The sequence below is a fragment of the Bacteroides sp. MSB163 genome, assembly GCF_036416795.1.
Taxonomy (GTDB): Bacteria; Bacteroidota; Bacteroidia; order Bacteroidales; family Bacteroidaceae; genus Bacteroides; species Bacteroides maternus.
In genome coordinates, this window is record NZ_CP143867.1 from 2,088,542 (window position 1) to 2,108,165 (window position 19,624).

The 19,624-nt window shown below is 43.8% G+C and carries 10 protein-coding genes and 2 tRNA genes; 8 read left to right on the top strand and 4 right to left on the bottom strand.

Annotated features, from left to right (window positions below; all coding sequences use genetic code 11):
* Positions 1-101: 101 nt before the first annotated feature.
* Together VYM24_RS07235 and VYM24_RS07240 are read right to left on the bottom strand one after the other, a co-directional pair.
* Positions 102-7,040 (bottom strand): InlB B-repeat-containing protein, encoded by a 6,939-nt coding sequence (locus tag VYM24_RS07235; RefSeq protein WP_330941868.1) that lies wholly within the window; start codon positions 7,038-7,040, stop codon positions 102-104.
* 12 nt (positions 7,041-7,052) lie between these two features.
* Positions 7,053-10,319, bottom strand: coding sequence for a leucine-rich repeat protein (locus tag VYM24_RS07240; protein WP_330941869.1), 3,267 nt, complete (start codon positions 10,317-10,319; stop codon positions 7,053-7,055).
* 547 nt (positions 10,320-10,866) lie between these two features.
* On the opposite strand from VYM24_RS07240, the gene VYM24_RS07245 reads away from it, so the two are divergent.
* The 5 genes from VYM24_RS07245 to VYM24_RS07265 all read left to right on the top strand — a co-directional run bounded on the left by VYM24_RS07245 (position 10,867) and on the right by VYM24_RS07265 (position 13,652).
* Positions 10,867-11,034 carry a hypothetical protein gene (locus VYM24_RS07245; protein ID WP_330941870.1) on the top strand — a complete coding sequence of 56 codons (168 nt, stop codon included), beginning with the start codon at positions 10,867-10,869 and terminating at the stop codon, positions 11,032-11,034.
* A gap of 113 nt (positions 11,035-11,147) precedes the next feature.
* Positions 11,148-11,594, top strand: coding sequence for a hypothetical protein (locus tag VYM24_RS07250; protein WP_217716037.1), 447 nt, complete (start codon positions 11,148-11,150; stop codon positions 11,592-11,594).
* Between the two features lie 20 nt (positions 11,595-11,614).
* Positions 11,615-12,109: a 3'-5' exonuclease gene (locus VYM24_RS07255; protein WP_217716038.1), complete on the top strand. Its 495-nt coding sequence runs from the start codon at positions 11,615-11,617 to the stop codon at positions 12,107-12,109.
* A 20-nt stretch (positions 12,110-12,129) separates the two neighbouring features.
* A complete protein-coding gene (locus VYM24_RS07260) occupies positions 12,130-12,930 on the top strand; it encodes an inositol monophosphatase family protein (protein WP_291550003.1) in 801 nt (266 codons plus the stop codon).
* A gap of 17 nt (positions 12,931-12,947) precedes the next feature.
* Positions 12,948-13,652 carry a ComF family protein gene (locus VYM24_RS07265; protein WP_330941871.1) on the top strand — a complete coding sequence of 235 codons (705 nt, stop codon included), beginning with the start codon at positions 12,948-12,950 and terminating at the stop codon, positions 13,650-13,652.
* A gap of 62 nt (positions 13,653-13,714) precedes the next feature.
* Here the strand turns inward: VYM24_RS07265 and VYM24_RS07270 are convergent.
* Both VYM24_RS07270 and VYM24_RS07275 read right to left on the bottom strand, forming a co-directional pair.
* Positions 13,715-13,788: transfer RNA gene (locus tag VYM24_RS07270), tRNA-Asn, on the bottom strand.
* 20 nt (positions 13,789-13,808) lie between these two features.
* A tRNA-Asn gene (locus VYM24_RS07275) sits at positions 13,809-13,882 on the bottom strand.
* A gap of 80 nt (positions 13,883-13,962) precedes the next feature.
* Between VYM24_RS07275 and VYM24_RS07280 the strand changes: the two genes are divergently transcribed.
* The 3 genes from VYM24_RS07280 to VYM24_RS07290 all read left to right on the top strand — a co-directional run bounded on the left by VYM24_RS07280 (position 13,963) and on the right by VYM24_RS07290 (position 19,593).
* On the top strand, positions 13,963-14,943 hold the full coding sequence (locus tag VYM24_RS07280) for an adenosine kinase (RefSeq protein ID WP_299095978.1): 981 nt from the start codon (positions 13,963-13,965) through the stop codon (positions 14,941-14,943).
* A gap of 10 nt (positions 14,944-14,953) precedes the next feature.
* The gene (locus tag VYM24_RS07285; RefSeq protein ID WP_330941872.1) at positions 14,954-16,627 is read left to right on the top strand and encodes a S41 family peptidase; all 1,674 of its coding nucleotides are present in this window, start codon (positions 14,954-14,956) and stop codon (positions 16,625-16,627) included.
* A 128-nt stretch (positions 16,628-16,755) separates the two neighbouring features.
* Positions 16,756-19,593: a triple tyrosine motif-containing protein gene (locus VYM24_RS07290; protein WP_330941873.1), complete on the top strand. Its 2,838-nt coding sequence runs from the start codon at positions 16,756-16,758 to the stop codon at positions 19,591-19,593.
* Positions 19,594-19,624 lie beyond the last annotated feature (31 nt).

The following is a 19,624-nucleotide window of genomic DNA, read 5'->3' on the forward strand; positions in this document are numbered from 1 at the left end:
TTGCCGGTTTATGACTTTTAAAGGTCGGCACAAAAAAGTCTCCCTTCGGATTAGGTGTCGGAGGGAGACTTTTAAGAGAAGTGTAATAAAGAGAGGCAGGTTTAGTCTATCTTCATGAATTTCTGTTGTATAACCTCATTATCGGTTTTTATCATAATGAAGTAAATCCCTTTACTCAAAGAGGAAACATTGATTCCTTCGTTGGGAATTATCTGTTTGTCCAATATCAGTGTTTGCCCCGCAGTATCAGAGATGCGTACTTCTTCAATGTTGCCAATATCTCCCCGAATATACAAGCGGTGGCGTACGGGACTTGGATAAATCAGCAGGCCTTCCGAAATAGGAATAATTCTGGTTGCTTCGCCTATATGCAGGCTGACAGGGGTGGTTAAACTGCCCGTCAGTGTACCGCTCCATTCTATTTCTTCCTTGACGTTGTATTCCAGCTGGTCGGCAGTGTCGAAGGCACGTAGGGTCAGTTTGCCATCGGTTTGTTCTCCGTGGGCAGTGATAAACAGATAACCGTCTTTTTCAACAGCTATACCTCTGCATTCGCCGTCCACAAATACACCGACAAGGAATTTTTCCGTTTCAGCCTTTTGTTCTCCGCTGTAAAGCTCGGCTATGGCAATCATGTTGTCTTCGGACTGATGAACGTCATAATCCCATTGTGGTGATGGGGTGGACGGTTCTGATTCTGTGCCGTTTGCGGCATAGTTGAAAGACTTCACTGACTGAGAATAGTACATGTAGCCTTCACCGGGAAGCAGGTGGGTCAGGCTGCCTGTCCATGCACTTCCATCGTATATGGCAAAACTGTCCAAGCCTTTGATAAGGTCATTCTCTTCAGCTTGCAGATTTTGCAAGGCTTGCCCTAATGGTAACGTGACGGTAGGAACATAACCTATCCAGTTCCAGCCCTGGTTTAGGGTGATGGTGTTGCTTGTCGGATCTGAACCCTTTCCGGTCAGTTCAAGAGTTGCCTCTTTCTTCATCTTTATCTTGTAAGCTTGAGTGGTGCTCAGACTGTTCAATGAACCTTCCCAATCGCTTTCATTTTTGTTCGTCAATTCTCCGTTTTGTCCTTTCAGGATGAGGACGGATTCTTTGATGGTAGCGAGTAGAGCTGGTATATCGTTCAGATTCTGATCCTGTACGTTGATAGAGAACCAGTTCCAGCCCATAGCGAGTGTGTAGTTTTGAGTGATGTTTTTTTCTCCGGCTTCCACGACGCTCACTTTCACTTCCGGTTTCATATCCATACCTTCGACGACAAACTGTATCATGGTCTGTCCCGGAAGTTCGCCCGATATAGTGAAGGTGGCTTTGCCTTCTCCATCTAATGTGGCTTCTGCCGGTTCTATGGCAGCAATGGTGGAGGAAACGGAAGTTGCGGTCACTTTCTTGCCTGTTGAGGCTTCTGCGGGATCTACGGTTACTGTAATTTCAGCCGTTTCATTGTACACCACTTCAATCTCGGAAGCGACCACTGCCTTGGGTTCTTTTTCAATGGCTATCTCTTGGCTATAATCACTTTCCATTTGTATGCCGGCATAGCTCTTCACCCGTTTGCTGACGGTCAGTATCACTTTATCGGTGGTAGCCAGAGCCTCGGAAGGGACAAAGCGCACTTTCGAAACGAACTGCTCATTTTTGTTTTGCGGGTTTGCTTCGGCATTCTTGAAAGTCACTTCTCCGGTTACCGCTTCTCCGTTGCGAGTAATGGTGATGAACTCGGCAGTCATAGTTTCGGGCAGCATGAACTTGCTGAAATCAATTTCTATGCCTGTCTCATAACCACGTACGGCTGTCACGGTAGGCTGGGCGGTTTGTACCATGCCAATATTCACTTCCAGCTGTGGAGGAGGAACGGGGAGCCATTCGCTGTAAGTGGTCTGGTAGCCTTCTTTCTCAAACTTCACTTGCCAGAGCCCTTGGGGGACATCCCACTGATACATTCCTTTTTCATCAGTAAACAGAGGGTTTTCCTGAGCATACTCGGCTGCATTCCAAAGTACGATGTTTTCATGCAGGTCGCCGTACATGTCTTCTACCATCTCTTTATAGTAACAGGTGGCGGTCACACCTTGCAGACGGTTCGTCTTAACAGCTTCGTAGACGTAGCCGGAAGGGTCGTGGATAGGGCTGGACGGCGGAGTTGTTGGTGTAGGTGGAGTATTATCACCATCATCGTCGTTGTTGCATGAAGGATCATCACACTTTTTACATTTAAGTTGTGATATCTTGGCTCTAATTTCCTGTTTTCTCCTGTCTATTTCCCAATTGAAAACTGCGTCAATCGCTAATCCTGCAACCATTTTGCCTACAGCTGTAGCGAAAGCGGTTCCTATTGAAACACCCCCTGTAGCACCTGCAGCGACTACTTGGCCAACAGTTGCTATGTCTAAAAGGGCGTCTACACCTATTTTTACAACCAAAACCCCTTCAGCTTTAATTGCTCCTGATATTGTTAAATCTCTACATTGCTTTGCTCTTTCTTCGTCATCTTTACATGGATTTGGAACGGATAAATATATTTCTTGAAATTGCTGAATGATTGAGAGCCCATTGTATATAGCATCTGCATATTTTACAAGTGGTATTGATTTGGCTAATATTCCTTTCATCGGCCTTGACAATTTGAGAACTGTCGATGTTAGGGCGCGATTTTTAGAAATTCTTTTTAAAAGTTTTTCTGCTTCTTTTACTTCCGTCTTATATGTGTCAACATGTAATTTTTTCAGGTTATACATAGGATCGGAAGGGGCTAATAGACTTAATTCCTTTTCCAATCTTTCTAATTTTACTTTCTTCATGTTGAAAGTAAGATTTTGTCTATTGAATAAGGTGTTGGCTTCTGATAGCTCTTTTTCTAAACCAGCGACCAAAGAACCTATCATTTTCTCCATATCTCCATAGGCTTTCGCTATAGGCTGATATAGACTGTTGATTTTGGCTATCGCTTCATTGAATATCTTTAAATCATCTTCTACAGATCTGGTTTTTACTATTTGGTCAATAGTTGAACTACTGACTATTATTGTATGGCAGTTTCTGGAGAGATCAATATATTCAGTTTGTTTTTCTGTTGCTCGCGTGTAGATGTATTGTCCTTCTGTCGTTTCATAATGGCTATAACCCATATCGAGCAATAAGGAATCAGGCGTGACATTGCAAGGTTTAGAAATGAACTTACTACCATCAGGTAAATCGTATTCAAAAAAGACTTCATTTGAATACATTTTTTGTAGCGCTGATATCGCATTATTTATTGAGTCTGAAATCTCACTTGTATTTGTTGTATCCTGCTTAATCAAATCATCTAATTCTTCGTCGGATAGCCCTTGTAAATACTTGATAAAGGAGCTGTCTGAGATTGTGTCGTTTTTATCAATGAAACCATTTACGTATAAGATTTCCTCTAACTCTTCAATACTTTTATCCAGATCGGAAATAGAATCGAGAAGCTGAACGTCAATAGCGAATTGTTCGGTCAGCTTGCTGTACATATCAGGTATTTGTTCAAGTAAGTTCTGGTCTATGGTGGGATTTGTTATCGCATCAAATCCTACACTTACATTTATCGGTAAGTTATTTGACTCGAATTTCGAAGTTGCAATCCATCTGTCTTTCTTTTCGTCATAAGTAGCTTTTAATGGCCTTATCTCGTTTTGATCGGTAAAAACATATAGTTTGACATTTGAAATCACATCAGGACTATTGTTCGTGAAATTTGTAATAAATGTAATATCGGTGGCTGTGTAGAACATATAAGACGATGGGCTGGTTGTCCCTTTCAGTAAATCAAAGACGACTTCTATATTTTGCTTCAACCATCCATTATAAAAAGTCATTGTTACAGTGGAAGCTTCTATGGCATTCATGTCATACGTTACTTCTTGTGTTTCGGACTGTAACTCCAACCCTTGTTTATTCGTTACTTTTGCATGAATGCTATGTGTTGAAAGGTTGTATGGTTCGTTCAGTTCACACGTGGTGGTCCATATTCCATTGGCCAGTGATGTGGTTTGACCGATGAGTATGTTGTTGTCGTAGATGTTGATTTCTGAACTTCCCTGTGCCGTTCCGCTAATAGGAATTGTTGTTTTGGCTACGGTTTTTGGCACGGAGATAGATAAATCCTTTACTTCGTAATAAGCTGAACCGATCGGTTGCCGGACTGTTTTCCCGTTCAATGTAAATTCGGTGAACGCATTAGGATTATAAGTTCCTCCGGTTGTGGGGATGATGCAAAAACGGACCTGATCATTGTAATTGCTCATTGGGACGGTCAATTGATTGCCGTCTATCGTGTAAGCGCCGACCTGGCTACCTGTCATTACAGAATTGTCTACAAATGAACAGGATTCCGGCAAGTCAATTACTAATTGTACATTGCTGACGGAAGCGGCATATTCTTCTTTGAAGTCAATCTTTCCTTTTAAAGTCAGGTAATTACCGGCAACGATAGACGCTTTGTTGACGGTGAATGCAGTGCCTTCACCGGTATAATAGAGTTTACTCTCATCCAAAGCGGGAATTTCCTCATTGTTTATCAGTTTTATAGTGCCGCTCTTTACTGTTATAGGGTTTAAAATGTAGTCTGTTCCTTCTTTCAGTCCCGAAGTTTCCAGTGAAGAAAGTTTCAGAATTGAGTTGAAGAAACTGCTATTGCTCATCGAAACCAAGGTATAGGCTCCATCTGTCAGGTCGGAAATTGAAAGTGAAGTATTGGTATAACTATATTTTTTCAACAGTTCTCCTTTGCTGTCATACAGGATACCAGCTACGTTTGCATTGTCCGTTGAGCCGTAACTGGCACGGATTCCTCCTAAGCCGACTATATTGAAGGTAATATCTGCTTTATTCTCCGCGCTGATTGTAGTCGGACTTTCCACAGGGAGGAACGCATTAGTTTTGCTGGAGGCTGTGATGCGGAGCTGGTCGCCTTCGGCAACGTCTTCTAATAGGACAATAGAAGGATATTGTACGGAATATTGGGTAATTACTTTCCCTTGAGTCACGTTATATATTGTGTAAGAGATATTGGTATAATCAGAATACCAGGTTTGGGTTTCCGCTTCTTCGCCCGCGGCTACGCTGGGGGTGTACGTAAAGTTTAAGCTTATCGTGGCACCGGCTATCGTCTTTAGTTCAATCGTTCCCAAATCCGTTCCTTGACTGAAGTCTGCTTTCGTCAGTGTTTGGCTGACGTAGTCGGTGGCGGATACGGAAATTGTGCTTTCAGCATTGTAGATTTGCTGGGCAAATTTTCCTTTAGTGTCAGTTTTGGTTATGAATGATTTTGAATATTTGCCGTTCAGCTTCTGTGAAATGGAAATGACAGCACCCGATAGTGTGTTGCCATTTGCGTCTTTGACAGTTCCGGAGATTGTCGTCATCTCTATAGGAGTCAACGTATAAACCAGCCGGTTTTCTTTTTCCTTCACACTGTAGACCTGATTTACCGGAGCTACATACTGCATCCCTAAATCCTGATTCAGAACCATTCGATACCCGATTTCGGTTCCTGCTGTCTGTGCCTTCAGCAGGTTGCCTTGCGACAGGTATGCCTGCTTGGAATCCAGCCACGTAATCTGTACCTGGCTGGTGACATCTGTTCCGTCCGGAGTCAGCACTTGCAGGTTTACGTCAAGCAAAGTTAGCAGTGAAGTGAAAGTTACAGAGCGGTTCTCATCTTTGATCTCTATGTTTTCTATCTGCCCCAACACTACACCAGTCGGAGTTTTCAGAGAAACATTGTAGGTGCAATTCTTTAGTAATCCGTTGAAAGTGTACGACGTGCGGTCGGACACCACATAGCGTTGTTTCTGCCCGTTCTGCAAGTTTTGTAATTCCAGAGTCATATTCTTGTAAACTCCTTCACTGTCGGCAGGCAGGTTCACTTCCAGAGTTCTGACGTCTTCGGTCAGTGGCAGGATGGTGAGGTCTTTCCACACCGGTGCCTCTGTATAGAGAGGAATGGCAGAGGCAAGCACATGGACGACGGCACCATCGGTGATTCCTTCAAAAGTATAGTTGCTTACTGTTGGCGGTGTGATGGCATGGCAGATGATATCCGTCAGATTTTTGCAATTACGGAAAGCGTAGTTGCCTATTCTTTCTATGCCGGCCGGCAGGATAATCGTTGACAGGTTGGTGCCGTCGAATGCATAGCTGGGAATTTCCGTATATCCGCCTGTCCGGCTAAGGTCGAGCAGAGTACAGTTACTTAGGTTTTGGGCGATGCCGAAGTCGTAGCTGTTCATCTGACCGCTGACAATGACCATCGAAACTTTGCTATAATTGCTTGAACCACCGACTACATTGCTTACGGCATTCATGATGCTGCCCGGAGTGAAATCGTCGATAATCAGTTCACCTGTTTCCGCATTCCAGTGATTGGCTCCCGGATTTCCCGGGCTGTCCGGATTGAAGCGGAATAAGCCGGTTATGGAAACATCTTCTTTCCCTATCACGAATGAATAAGGGCTTTCAGTGGACAACAATGTCTCTCCCTGTTTCCAACCCTCAAACTGATAGTTGCTGTTCGGGTAGGCATAGACAGAAATCGAAGTTCCTTCACTGAAACGTTCTCCCGAAGTGATGTTGAAACGTCCTCCTTCGATTGGCGAAGCTGTCAAATTTAGTTTATACTTAATGACTTCCTGCGACGGATCGTCGGGATCGTCGGGGTTGAAGCTGTCTGTAGCCTTGAACACGGCGGTTATGGTAGTATTCTTTGCCGGCATGGTATAATTGAAAGAGCGGCTGCGGGAAATCGTATCTCCGTCCTGCGCCCAACCTACAAACTGGTAATAGTTGTTGGCATTAGCGCTGAGGTAAACAGATTCTCCCAGAGCATATTGCTGCTTCCCCGAAGGTGAGGTGCTGCCTGCTCCGTCGGGGGTGACGTTGACCGTCAAATTATATCTCTGGCCCGGTTCGCCGGGGTTGGAGGGGTTAAACCCATCCCCTCCTTCTTGTCCCCATGCCGCGATGCTCCAGAGAGCAATGAATAGGCTGAATATATATTTCATGAATGTTCTGTTTTATTTGATTACCATAATTTTGAATGTTTCCTTACCGATAGTTACGATGTAGAAACCCGGTGCGACGGGGAGCGAAGTTGATGACTGTGTCAATATCTGACGCTCAACGATTTGCCCGGTGACATTGCAGACTCTTACCTCATCTCCCGGTTGGGCAGATATTAAGATTTGTCCGGCTCCTGCCGTCACTTGGGCGGCATTCGTGTCCTGGGCTTCTTCTATTCCGGTAATGGTACGGGTAGTCAGACGCAGTTCGAAGCGGTCGGTGCAGAAGCCGGCTTCTGCCGTAAAGGTGTAGCTGTCGAGGTCGAGGCGTGTTTCGCTTCCTGTCTGCTTATCTGTTAAGACCACTTTGTCGGCTGTAACTGTGGCGTCTGCCAGGCTCAGGGTATATGTGCCGGCTTTTCCTGCGTAAATGCCTGCGGAGACAATTCCATTGCCCAACGGTCGTTCGTTGATGGCGTAATATCTGCCTGTAGCGTCTAGTGTAAAGAGTTGTGGCACGTCTTTGTCGTCGCTCATGAATTTGGCGGCGTCGCGGGACATTTCATAATCCATACTTGCTTCGGGATTGATAACTACGCGGGTACGGTCGGTATAAGTGCCATCCTCCAAAGTAAAATTGAAGACGGTACGATCCGGCGAAACGGCGGAACGGGTCGTGGTGCGTTGGCGTACGGCAGTATCCAGTTGGCGGCCTTCAGCGGAGAAACTGATTTCTTTCGTTTCCACCGGCTTCTGAATGAAGAACGCTTGCATCGGGCTGAGTATGTAGTTATCGTCTTCGGTTGAGACGGCGGTGTAAGTCCGGTTACGGGTGTCCCATATTGTAATGGGAGAGGTGTAGTCCATGTAATAAATGTCATAGAAGCATGGATAGGGGTTGCCTATGAAATTCCAGCTGGCATTGTGGGCGAACTCGGAGGCGTACTCATCCAGTGTTCGTTTTAAGGCATTGCCGGAGAAGAGCCGGTTCTTATTGTCATTGTTGATGGCTTTCAGGGTGAGTTGGGTTTGTTTGTTGGCCTGGATGATATAGCCGGTTCCGGCTTGCAGCGTTCCACCGGCGGGTACGTCTTTCCAGTTGCCGGTTTCGCCGTCGGCCCGTGCCTTGCCGTCATAGTAGCGGATGACAAAGAGGGCATCGTTGTTCACTTGCATATCTGCTCTGTTCACATCGAAAGGAAGTGTGATGAACTGCCAATACTCTCTTTTCAGATTCAACTTGTAGATTACACTGTCGGCACGCATAGCTCCTGATTCGCTGAGTAAATTCGTATAAATAGGATTGCGATAGGACCAGTTATTATCGTCATATCCACTAAGTGTGTGGCTTTGTGTGTACTTCTTCATAGAGAGCGCATCGGTTCCTCTGACTGTTAGTCGGCCGTTATCAAATACGGATACGGTCGGATTGTTCTTGAAACGGATATCTGCCGCTATGACCAGTTCTCCGGGCACGTTGATGAGGTCTGTTTCATAATCCAGAGGATTGATTGTAGGAAATGCATCCCAACCCGGAGCCAGCTTATAGCTGTTTACGGACCAGAAAGGAACTGCAAGTTCTGCACTGGATTTATCTACACCATAGAGAATATCATTGTTGTTTTCTAATGTAGGCGGTACGGATGCCAGACAGGTAACTTTCTTGATATTGTGACATTCATAAAATGGATGATAGCAATAAGTCAGTGAAGCGGGCAGAGTGATTTCTGTGAGATTCGTACAACGGTAAAAGGCACTGCTTCCCAGACTTGACAAAGTCGAGGGGAAAGAGATTTCTTCCAATGCGGAACATTGATAAAATGCATTTGAACCTATGGTCAGTAGTCCTTTGGGCAAATTTATTTTGGCTAATGCACTGCATTCTTGAAATGCGGAATTGGAGATACTCTGCAATTTAGCCGGGAACTTCACTTGTATTAATGAAGTGCAATGGTAAAAGGAGGATTGACTGATAGTGGTAACATTATCGGGTATTTGGATGCTTGCTAAACTCCAGCAATTTTGAAAAGCACCATTTTTAATATCTGTCAGTGTAGTTGGCAACTCAATTTCTTTCAGTGAAATACATTCGTTGAAAGCGTAATCTCCGACAATCGTTACCCCTTCTGGTATAGTTATTTGGGTTAATCCGTGGCATCGGTAAAAAGCATATCTTCCGATACTTTTCAGGGTAGCAGGGAGCTTTATATCAAGTAAGGCGGCTCTCTCGTAGAAGAAATTTTCAGGTAATGATTCTATGGTGGCTTTGGTCAGGTCAATAGAAATTAAATTGGTGGCTTGTTGTTGTATCTGATAAAAATCATCGCTGTTTAGGGGGCCGTTTATTACCAGTTCATTAACTTGTTTTACGTAGTCAACTTGTTTTAGGATTTCTTCTCCCAAAGTTCCGGCAGTAGTTAGGGTTACTGTTATCTTTTTGGGCGTATTTCCGTCTATAATGACCAAATTAGACCAGTTGGTGGCTTCCTTATAGGTTTGTGCAGCACCTTCCGGTACATAAAATACTTTAGTGTAGTTGAAAGTGTTGTCGGATATTACCGGTGCGGTTTTGCCTTTAAGTGTGGCTGTGTGTAGGCGGAAACAATCGTTAAAAGCATGGGTGCCTATTGTTTCCAGCTTTTCCGGAAATGTAACTTTTTGCAGTTGCTGGCAATATCTGAAAGCATTACTTCCTATTGTTTTTAGACTGTCAGGGAATGCAACCTCGGATAAATTGCATTGACGAAATGCACTATTGCCTATGCTGACTAATTTTTCAGGGAAGTTCACTTTCTTTAGGTTGTAGCATTCGTAGAAAGCAGCATCTCCTATGTCTTTTAGTTTATCAGGAAGTGTAACTTCGGATAAACCGCACTGATAGAATGTATGATATTCTATCGTGGCTAATGTTTTAGGGAAAGTGATATCTTTCAGGTTGGAACAGTAGGCGAAAGCATTACTTCCTATTGTTTCCAAATTGTCAGGAAGTATGATTTTCTGTAGTGTTTTTTTTGAGTATAGCCCAGACTCGGGAAGTCTGTTACCTGGCACTGTAACCTTGCTTGTGTTCAAATAAACCAGGTTTGGCATTTGCTCTCTGATAAACCAAAAATCATTTCCATCCAGATTTCCCGAAATGGTGATACTGTCGCAGTTTGCATCTTGTACTAAAGAGCTCAGTTGCCCGGCAGTAGGGACTTCTACTGTGACATGGGTTGCTGATACCTGGTTCATGAGTGCCATTCCGATAATGGCCGTTAATAGAGTAGTAATTTTTTTCATAAGCCATTTAATTTATGATGTTGAAGTAAAATGTTGTATATGCTTATTAATTAATCATTCAGGTCTGCTGTTTTCGCTTCCATTTTGAATGATTTTGCTACAAATATTATAAAATATATTTAAAGAAACAAATTCTTTGAGTGAGTATTTGGGAGGCTAAAGGAATGAATTGCTACACTAAAATATCTTATATTTCCATTTAGTTTCTACTTTTCTATGTTTATCCTCTATTTGGGCAACTTATCTTTTTTTTATGTTTTCGGAAAATATTTCTGTTTGCTTACAAGGCAACCGCATTCCAATGAAATTCTTTTTAATTTCTCACTTATAGTGTTGTATCTGTGTTGCAACGTTGCTGTATATACCTTGCAATACTGCTGCACATACCTTGCAATGACACTGTATATGCTTTGCAGTGACACTGTCTCTGTATTGCAGCGACACTGAACATGCTTTGCAGTGGTACTGTCACAGCTTTGCAGTAACTCTATGCCATAGATATAGGGAAACACGCATATAAAGGGAGACTATCCTATATATGCAAAATATGAAGTACTCTTTTGATATACAACCTTGTACGTTTGAAAACAACCTGAAAATCAGTGCTGACAAACTGTTTGTCGTCACTTATAAACACCTTGTCAGCACTGCCGTCAAACTGCGACTGACAAAGGGTTTGGGCGTTGTCAGTGCTGGAGTGCTGACAACTTATTGAAAAACTTTATTGAAGCTGAACTTCTTTTCCCGTGCATGAAATAAATGTGATAACTTTCCCTGCTTCATATTTATTCGTACTTTTGGGGTGCAAAATATAAATAGATGATTCTTATGAAAACCGGAAATGTTTGTTTTTTACTATTAATGTGTATAAGTCTCCTGTTTACAGGTTGTGGAAACTCTCAGAGCAAAAAGAGTGAAGGTAATAAGGTGGGTGATGATAAGGATGCTCACGGTTGCATAGCTTCCGCAGGATATACCTGGAGTGAAGTTTTGAAAGACTGTATCCGTCTTTGGGAGAAAGGAGTACGTGTAGAAGATGTGGCAGATAAAGAGAAGGCCGCCTATATTGTTTTCTCGCCCGATTCGCTGCAAGTGGAACTTTTTTTTTCCGACGACCGCCCGAACGAAATACTGGACCGCCGCTCTTTACCTGCGGGTGGATACGCATGGAATGTAGAGGATGATGATACGAAGAATGTCCGTCTGGAGAATGATAAATGGACTATCAGCCAACGGGGGAAGCTGATTTATCAGCAGGTGGAGGAAGCGCAATAGACTTTTGAAATCTCTGAATTATGGAAAACTTTGCTGCCATAGACTTTGAAACAGCCAACGAACAGCGTACCAGTGTGTGCAGTGTCGGTGTGGTGATTGTGCGGGAAGGAGAATTTGTAGATAGTTATTATAGCCTGATTCGCCCCGAACCGGAATATTATACCTACTGGAATACCCGGGTACATGGACTGACAATGGCGGATACGGCAAAAGCTCCGATATTTCCCACCGTATGGCAGGAGATAGCGCCACTTATTGAAGGATTACCGCTCATAGCCCATAATAAAGGTTTTGATGAGAGTTGCCTGAAAGCCGTTTTCAGAACTTATAGCCTGGATTATCCCGATTATGAATTTCATTGTACCTTGAGCACGGCACGAAGACGGATCAAAGGTTTGCCCAACTATCAGCTGCATACGGTAGCTGCCTACTTTGGTTATGAGTTGGAGCAACATCACCATGCACTAGCCGATGCTGAGGCCTGTGCCTGGATTGCCCGGGAAATAATAGAGTAACAAAGAAAAAGAATACGAATATGGATTTAGCGTTACTTACCGCGAAAGTTTGTCGCATTGCTATGGATGCGGGGAGTTTCTTGAAAGAAGAGAGAAAGACTTTCCGCAGTGAAAGCGTGGAGAAGAAGCATGCGCATGACTACGTGTCTTATGTAGATAAAGAGTCGGAAAGACAGATTGTTGCTGAACTCTCTGCCTTGTTGCCGGAAGCCGGTTTTATTACGGAAGAAGGTTCGGCAGTGTATCAGGATGAACCCTATTGTTGGGTAGTGGACCCGTTGGACGGGACTACAAATTATATCCATGACAATGCGCCTTATTGTGTATGTATAGCTCTCCGATCCAAAGAGGAACTCTTGATTGGAGTAGTGTATGATCCCTGTAGGGATGAGTGTTTCTATGGTTGGAAAGGTGGAGGTGCGTATGTGGATGGCCAGCGGATACAGGTTTCCAATGTGCAGCAGATGGAAGATGCTTTTCTGGTAGTTGAATTGCCTTATAACTCATGCCAATATGCCCGTACGGGAGAACATCTGATACATAATTTGTATGGTAAGGTTGGCGGTGTCCGTATGACTGGTTCTGCTGCTTTGGCAATATGCTATGTAGCCGCCGGACGTTTTGATGCCTGGGCGGAAGCTTTCATCGGCAAATGGGATTATTCGGCGGCCGCACTGCTGGTGCTGGAAGCCGGCGGCCGGGTGACTGACTTTTATGGGAATGAGAATTTTATAGAAGGGCATCATATTATTGCCACGAATGGATATCTGCATCCTATATTGCAACAACTGATACAAGAAGTTCCTCCGTTGGGGATGTGACATAAAGAAATAGCCTGATGAAAAATACTGTGAAATATTGGTTCGGTCCTTTGTTCCATCTTTTTTTTCCACGCTGCTGTGCAGTTTGCGGAGCATCACTTATAGAGGGTGAGGATACTATTTGTACTCATTGCAATATAGATATGCCGCGTACGAATTACCATAAAATGAAGGATAATCCTGTAGAGCGTATGTTTTGGGGAAAGTTTCCTCTGGAACGTGCCACCTCTTATTTCTTTTATCGGAAAGGAAGTGATTTCCGCAGTATCCTGCATCAACTGAAGTATGGCGGAAGAAAAGAATTGGGGGCGGTGATGGGACGTTGCATGGCGGCGGAATTACTGCCGACCGGCTTTTTTGAAGATGTAGATGTCATCATTCCCGTACCTTTGCATCCCCGTAAACAGAGAGCTCGTGGATATAATCAAAGTGAGTGGATTGCCCGTGGTGTGTTTCAAGTGACGGGGATACCTGTAGATACTTCTTCCGTGATCCGCGAGAAACATACCAATACACAGACCCGTAAATCGATTTATGAGAGATGGGAGAATGTGGAAGGCATTTTTAAACTCCGCTATCCGGAACGATTAGTAGGGAAGCATATTCTGATTGTGGATGATGTTTTGACTACAGGAGCTACAACTACTGCCTGTGCTGATGTATTTCGTGAGATAAGAGGGATACGCATCAGTGTGTTGACATTGGCGGTTGCGGAAATGTGATGAAAGTGATTTAATAAAGAGATAGAAACAAAAAAGGTTCGCCATAATGACGAACCTTTTTGCTCTTCCTCTTGGACTTGAACCAAGGACCCTCTGATTAACAGTCAGATGCTCTAACCGACTGAGCTAAGGAAGAATTTGCATTTAAGTTTTTTGCTCTTCCTCTTGGACTTGAACCAAGGACCCTCTGATTAACAGTCAGATGCTCTAACCGACTGAGCTAAGGAAGAATGTTGTTTTTTCTCAAATGCGCTGCAAAAGTAATAGGATATTTTGAAATATGCAATATCTTTGCAAAAAAAATATCGAAATGGACAAAATAATTGGAATGGGCAATGCCCTTGTTGACGTTCTTGCTACTCTCAACGACGACCATATTCTTACGGAAATGGAATTGCCCAAGGGAAGCATGACCCTGATTGATGAAACGAAACTGCTGATAATCAATGAGTGTTTCAGTGAAATGGAAACTGAATTGGCTACTGGGGGTTCTGCCGGAAATGCAATTCGTGGTATGGCATGCCTTGGTGCGGGAACAGGATTCATTGGTAAGGTTGGTAATGATGCTTATGGAAAATTTTATCGGGAAAGTTTGTTGGAACGGGGAACGGAAGCAAATTTATTAGTTTCTTCCGAGTTGCCTTCGGGGGTAGCTTCCACTTTTATATCACCTGACGGGGAACGTACTTTTGGTACTTATTTGGGTGCCGCAGCTACCTTAAAGGCTGAAGACCTTTCACGGGAGATGTTCAAGGGATATACTTATTTGTTCATTGAAGGTTATCTGGTGCAGGATCATGATATGATACTTCGTGCCATTGAACTGGCAAAAGAAGCCGGATTACAAATCTGCCTGGATATGGCAAGCTATAATATTGTGGAGCAAGACCACGATTTCTTCTCTTTATTGATAAACAAGTATGTGGATATTGTGTTTGCCAATGAGGAGGAAGCAAAAGCATTTACGGGTAAAGAACCGGAAGAAGCATTGGATGTGATTGCTAAAATGTGCAGCATCGCCATTGTGAAGTTGGGCGCCAGAGGGTCACTCATCCGTAAGGGGACAGAGGAAGTGCATGTGCATGCTGTCGCAGTGGATAGAGTGATAGATACGACCGGTGCGGGTGATTATTTTGCAGCCGGTTTTTTATATGGACTGACTTGCGGATACTCGCTGGAGAAATGTGGCAAGATAGGTTCTATCCTTTCAGGAAGCATTATTCGGGTGATTGGTGCAGAAATGCCTGCCGAGTGGTGGGAAGATATCAAAACGAGAATCAGTGAACTATAATAAACAGGATATGAAGAAAATACTGAAAGTACGCTGGATAACTACCTTACTGTTAGTAGTAGGCGCAGTTGCCTTTTTTAGTTTCAAGAGTGGTGATAACCGCACTTTCCAGATTGCAAAGAACCTGGATATATTCAATTCCATCGTGAAGGAACTGGATATGTTCTATGTAGATACATTGGACCCGAATAAAACAATACGTGAGGGCATCGATGCGATGCTATATTCTCTGGACCCTTATACGGAATTTTATCCGGAAGAGGATCGGAGTGAGTTGGAGCAGATGCTTAAGGCTTCTTATGGAGGTATAGGTTCCATCATCCGATATGAGCCTAAATTGAAGCGTACGGTAATTGTGGAGCCTTACGAAAGTATGCCTGCTGCCGAAGTGGGATTGAAAGCAGGTGATATCTTGCTTGAAATAGATGGAAAGGATTTGACCGGAAATACGGATGTGAGCAAAATACTTCGTGGACAGGTAGGGACAAGTTTCCAACTGAAGGTTGAGCGTCCCGGTGAGGCAAAGCCATTGGATTTTACAATTGTCCGTAAAAACATCCAGTTACCGTTTATTCCTTATTACAGTAAGTTGGATAATAATATCGGTTACATCAACCTGAGTACTTTCTCAGGAAATCCTTCCAAAGAGTTTAAGAAGGCTTTTCTTGATTTGAAGAAACAGGGTATCACTTCACTGGTAATTGATTTGCGCAACAATGGCGGTGGGTTGCTGGAAGAGGCTGTAGAGATAGCCAACTACTTTCTGCCCCGTGGTAAGACGATTGTAACAACGAAAGGTAAGATAAAACAAGCAAGTAATACGTATAAGACCTTGCGCGAACCGTTGGATACGGATATTCCTATTGCTGTATTGGTAAATAGCGGTACTGCTTCTGCTTCGGAAATTCTGGCGGGTGCATTGCAGGATTATGACCGTGCAGTGATTGTAGGCAATCGCACGTTTGGAAAAGGTTTGGTGCAGGTGCCGCGTACATTGCCTTATGGCGGTACGATGAAGGTGACCACTTCCAAATATTATATTCCCAGTGGCCGTTGCGTACAGGCGATAGATTACAAACATCGTAATCCGGATGGCAGTGTAGGGCGTATTCCTGATAGTTTGACTACGGTATTCCATACGGCTGCCGGACGTGAAGTGCGCGATGGCGGTGGTGTGACGCCGGATGTTGCAGTGGAACAGGAAAAGTTACCTAATATTTTGTTCTATCTGGTAAATGATAATCTGATCTTTAATTATGCTACTCAATATTGCCTGAAGCATCCTACAATCGCTTCTCCCGAGAATTTCGAAGTGACGGATGCTGATTATGCAGAGTTTAAGGAAATGGTAAAGAAGGCAGATTTTAAATATGACCAGCAGAGCGAGAAGATTCTGAAGAATCTGAAAGAAATGGCCGAATTTGAAGGTTATATGAAAGATGCCTCCGAAGAATTCAAGGCTCTTGAGCAGAAACTTAGCCATAATCTGGACCGTGACTTGGATTACTTTGCAAAAGATATCAAGAATATGATTGCTCAGGATATCATTAAGCGTTATTATTTCCAACGTGGCGGTATCATACAACAGCTGAAGGATGATGATGATTTAAATGAAGCCGTGAAGGTGCTGGGCGATCCTGCGAAATACAAGGAGATGCTGAGCGTTCCGGTTGCAAAGAACTGATTATAAAATTATAAACGGGTAAATCCGTCGGTTGTCTTTAAGGAAAAGAGAAAAGATAATCGGCAGATTTACCCGTTTTTAGATAGAAACTTCTACCTTTGCTTAAAGATTACCGTAAAGCAACGTCTATGAGAACAACCCTGCTATTATTCTGTATCTTTTCTCTATTTAGTAGTTTATCACGAGGTTCTTCTATTCCATTCTCTCCCATCGTGAGAAGTTATTCCGTGTCCGATTATAATGCAGGAATCCAGAATTGGTCTATTGCTCAGGATGAGAGGGGAATCATGTACATTGGTAACAACAAAGGCTTGCTGGAGTTTGACGGGAGCAGGTGGGAACTGCATGAGTTGCCTACTAAGAATATTGTGCGTGCTGTGTACATTGGCGAAGACGGAAAGATATTTGTAGGCTCTTTTGAAGAGTTCGGTTACTTTGAACGTGACTCGTTAGATTGCCTTGTATACCATTCGTTAAAAGATGAAGTAAAAGACTTCCGGTTTCAGAATGATGAAATCTGGAGTATTGTGCCGGTGCAGGATGAGATTGTATTTCAGTCTTTTGGTTCCCTATTCATTTACGACGGACATATCGTGAGAGGTATCCGCACGAAATCGCTCCCGCTGAATCTGTTCCAGGTAGGTGATACTTTTTATTCCCAACTGATAAATGAGGGGCTTTCTATCTTTATAAACGATGGATTTGAACGCCTGATTGACCGGAAGCTGCTGGGCGACAGTGATGTCATGGCAGGACTTCCGTATGATGACGGCGCTTTGCTGCTGACCCGGAATAGTGGCGGCTTCATTTATCAGCATGGAAAAGTCGTGAAGTGGCATACGGAATGTGATGCAGAATTGGAGAAGTACACTGTTAACCGGGCAGTGATGACGAAAGATAGTTGCTATATCATTGGTACCATCTCCAACGGAGTTTATGCGATAGACAAAAAGGGACGGTTGCTCTGGAAGGAAAACACGGATAGCCGTTTGCAGAACAATACGGTTCTGGGGCTTTACTGTGATGCCGATAATAATGTCTGGGTGGCTTTGGACGAAGGAATAGCTTATATACTAAATAACTCCCTGGTATATTATTATGAACCTCCTTACCGGAAGATTGGTATGATTTATGATGTACTGGTAAAAGAAGATGAGGCTTATGTGGCTTCCAATCAGGGCGTTTACCGGATGAAGAGTGGAAAGTTGGAACTTGTTCCGGGATTGGAGGAACAAGCATGGTACGTCAAAGAGTGGGGAAACCAGATTCTCTGCGGGCATAATAAAGGTACTTTTCAGATAGCAGGTTTGCAGGCGTCATTGATTTCGGACGTAAGGGGGGCGATGTGCATGAGGGAAATCTACCATGAAGGACATCCGTTGCTATTGCAGGGAACTTATACGTTTCTGAATCTGTATAAGGAGAATGCTTCCGGGGTCTGGAGCTTTTTGAATTCATTAGGCGGGTTTACCCATATGGTGCGGGGCATAGAAATGGACCACCGGGGGAATATTTGGGTAAAGCATTTGCGGAAGGGATTGTTCCGCTTACGGATCAGTCAGGATTTGAAGAGGGTAGAGGACCTCAAAATGTATATGGAACTGGGAGATGTGAAAGATGGGAATTTCTCTCTCTTTAAAATTAACGGTCGGGTGGTCTTTTCAAACGGAAAGGCATTCTATACTTATGAAGATATGGCTGACTCGATAATCTCCTACGAGGTGATGAATGAGCAGCTAGCGGAGCTGAAAGGGATAAATGATGTGAGTCATGCAGGCGGTAATATGTACTGGCTTGTCAGTGGGCGGATGGCCTATCTGGTGAAGTGTGAGATGAATGTCTTTCAGGTTGAACATCGGATTCCATTCTCTTTGTTTGAAGGTCTGTCGATAGAAGAAAGGGCGGCGATGGTTTATGACAAGGGTAGCAAAAGCTCTTATCTCTGCCTGAATAATGCTATTGCCCGCATTGATGCAGATAGTTCCCTGTTATATAAATCTCCCGTTAAGCGTTCCTTGTGGGTTTCGGGCATCACAGTAGAGGCTGAATGGACGGGAAAGAAAAAACAACTGTCCGTGCAAGAAGAAAACAAGATAGAGGCGGAGTTCAGTACGGTGTGCTTCTCTTTGTGTTATCCGGTTTATAATAACTATACTTATAAGGTTAGGTACAAGCTGGAGGGGCTTAACGACCAGTGGGTGGACAATGAGCGTAGTCTGGAGAAGAAATATACTCGTTTGCCTTTTGGCTCTTATGTCTTCAAAGCGGAAGTATATGATGGAAACCAGATTCTGGCATCGACAACTCTTCCTTTCGTCATATTGAGGCCTTGGTACCTGTCCTACTGGGCTATCAGTGGCTATGTACTTGCCGGACTGATTCTGTTACTGTTGTTGCAATACATCGTTTACCAGTCCGTGAAGAAGAAGAAAGACCGCGTGATTGAACAACAGCGCATAGCCCATCAGGCTGAGATTGAACAGCAAGAGAAGAAGATTATCGAACTCGAGAAAGAACAACTTGAAGCAGACCTACGTTTCAAGAGCAAGGAGTTGTCGGGAGTGGTAATGACTAATATCGCCCATCAGGAGTTTCTGAACTCCTTGAAGGAAGAGATACAGCAGCAGAAGCTGTCCGGGCAGTACACACGGAAGAACCTGGATAAACTGCTCGCTTTGGTGAATAACAACATCGTTTCGGACGAAGAGAGCTGGAACATGTTTCAGGCCAACTTCGACCGGATACACGAGAACTTCTTCCGAAACCTGAAACAGCAGTATCCTGACCTCACATCGGGCGACTTGCGCTTCTGCGCTTTGCTTCGCTTGAACCTGCCGACGAAGGAGATTGCGAAGCTGCTGAACATCTCGATACGTGGAGTGGATGCGGCAAGATACCGCCTACGCAAGAAGTTCAACCTGCCTCAGGAAGATAGTCTGACGGATTTTATGATAAATTTTAAGTAACTGACCCTTAGTTTGATAAAGTGAAAGGACG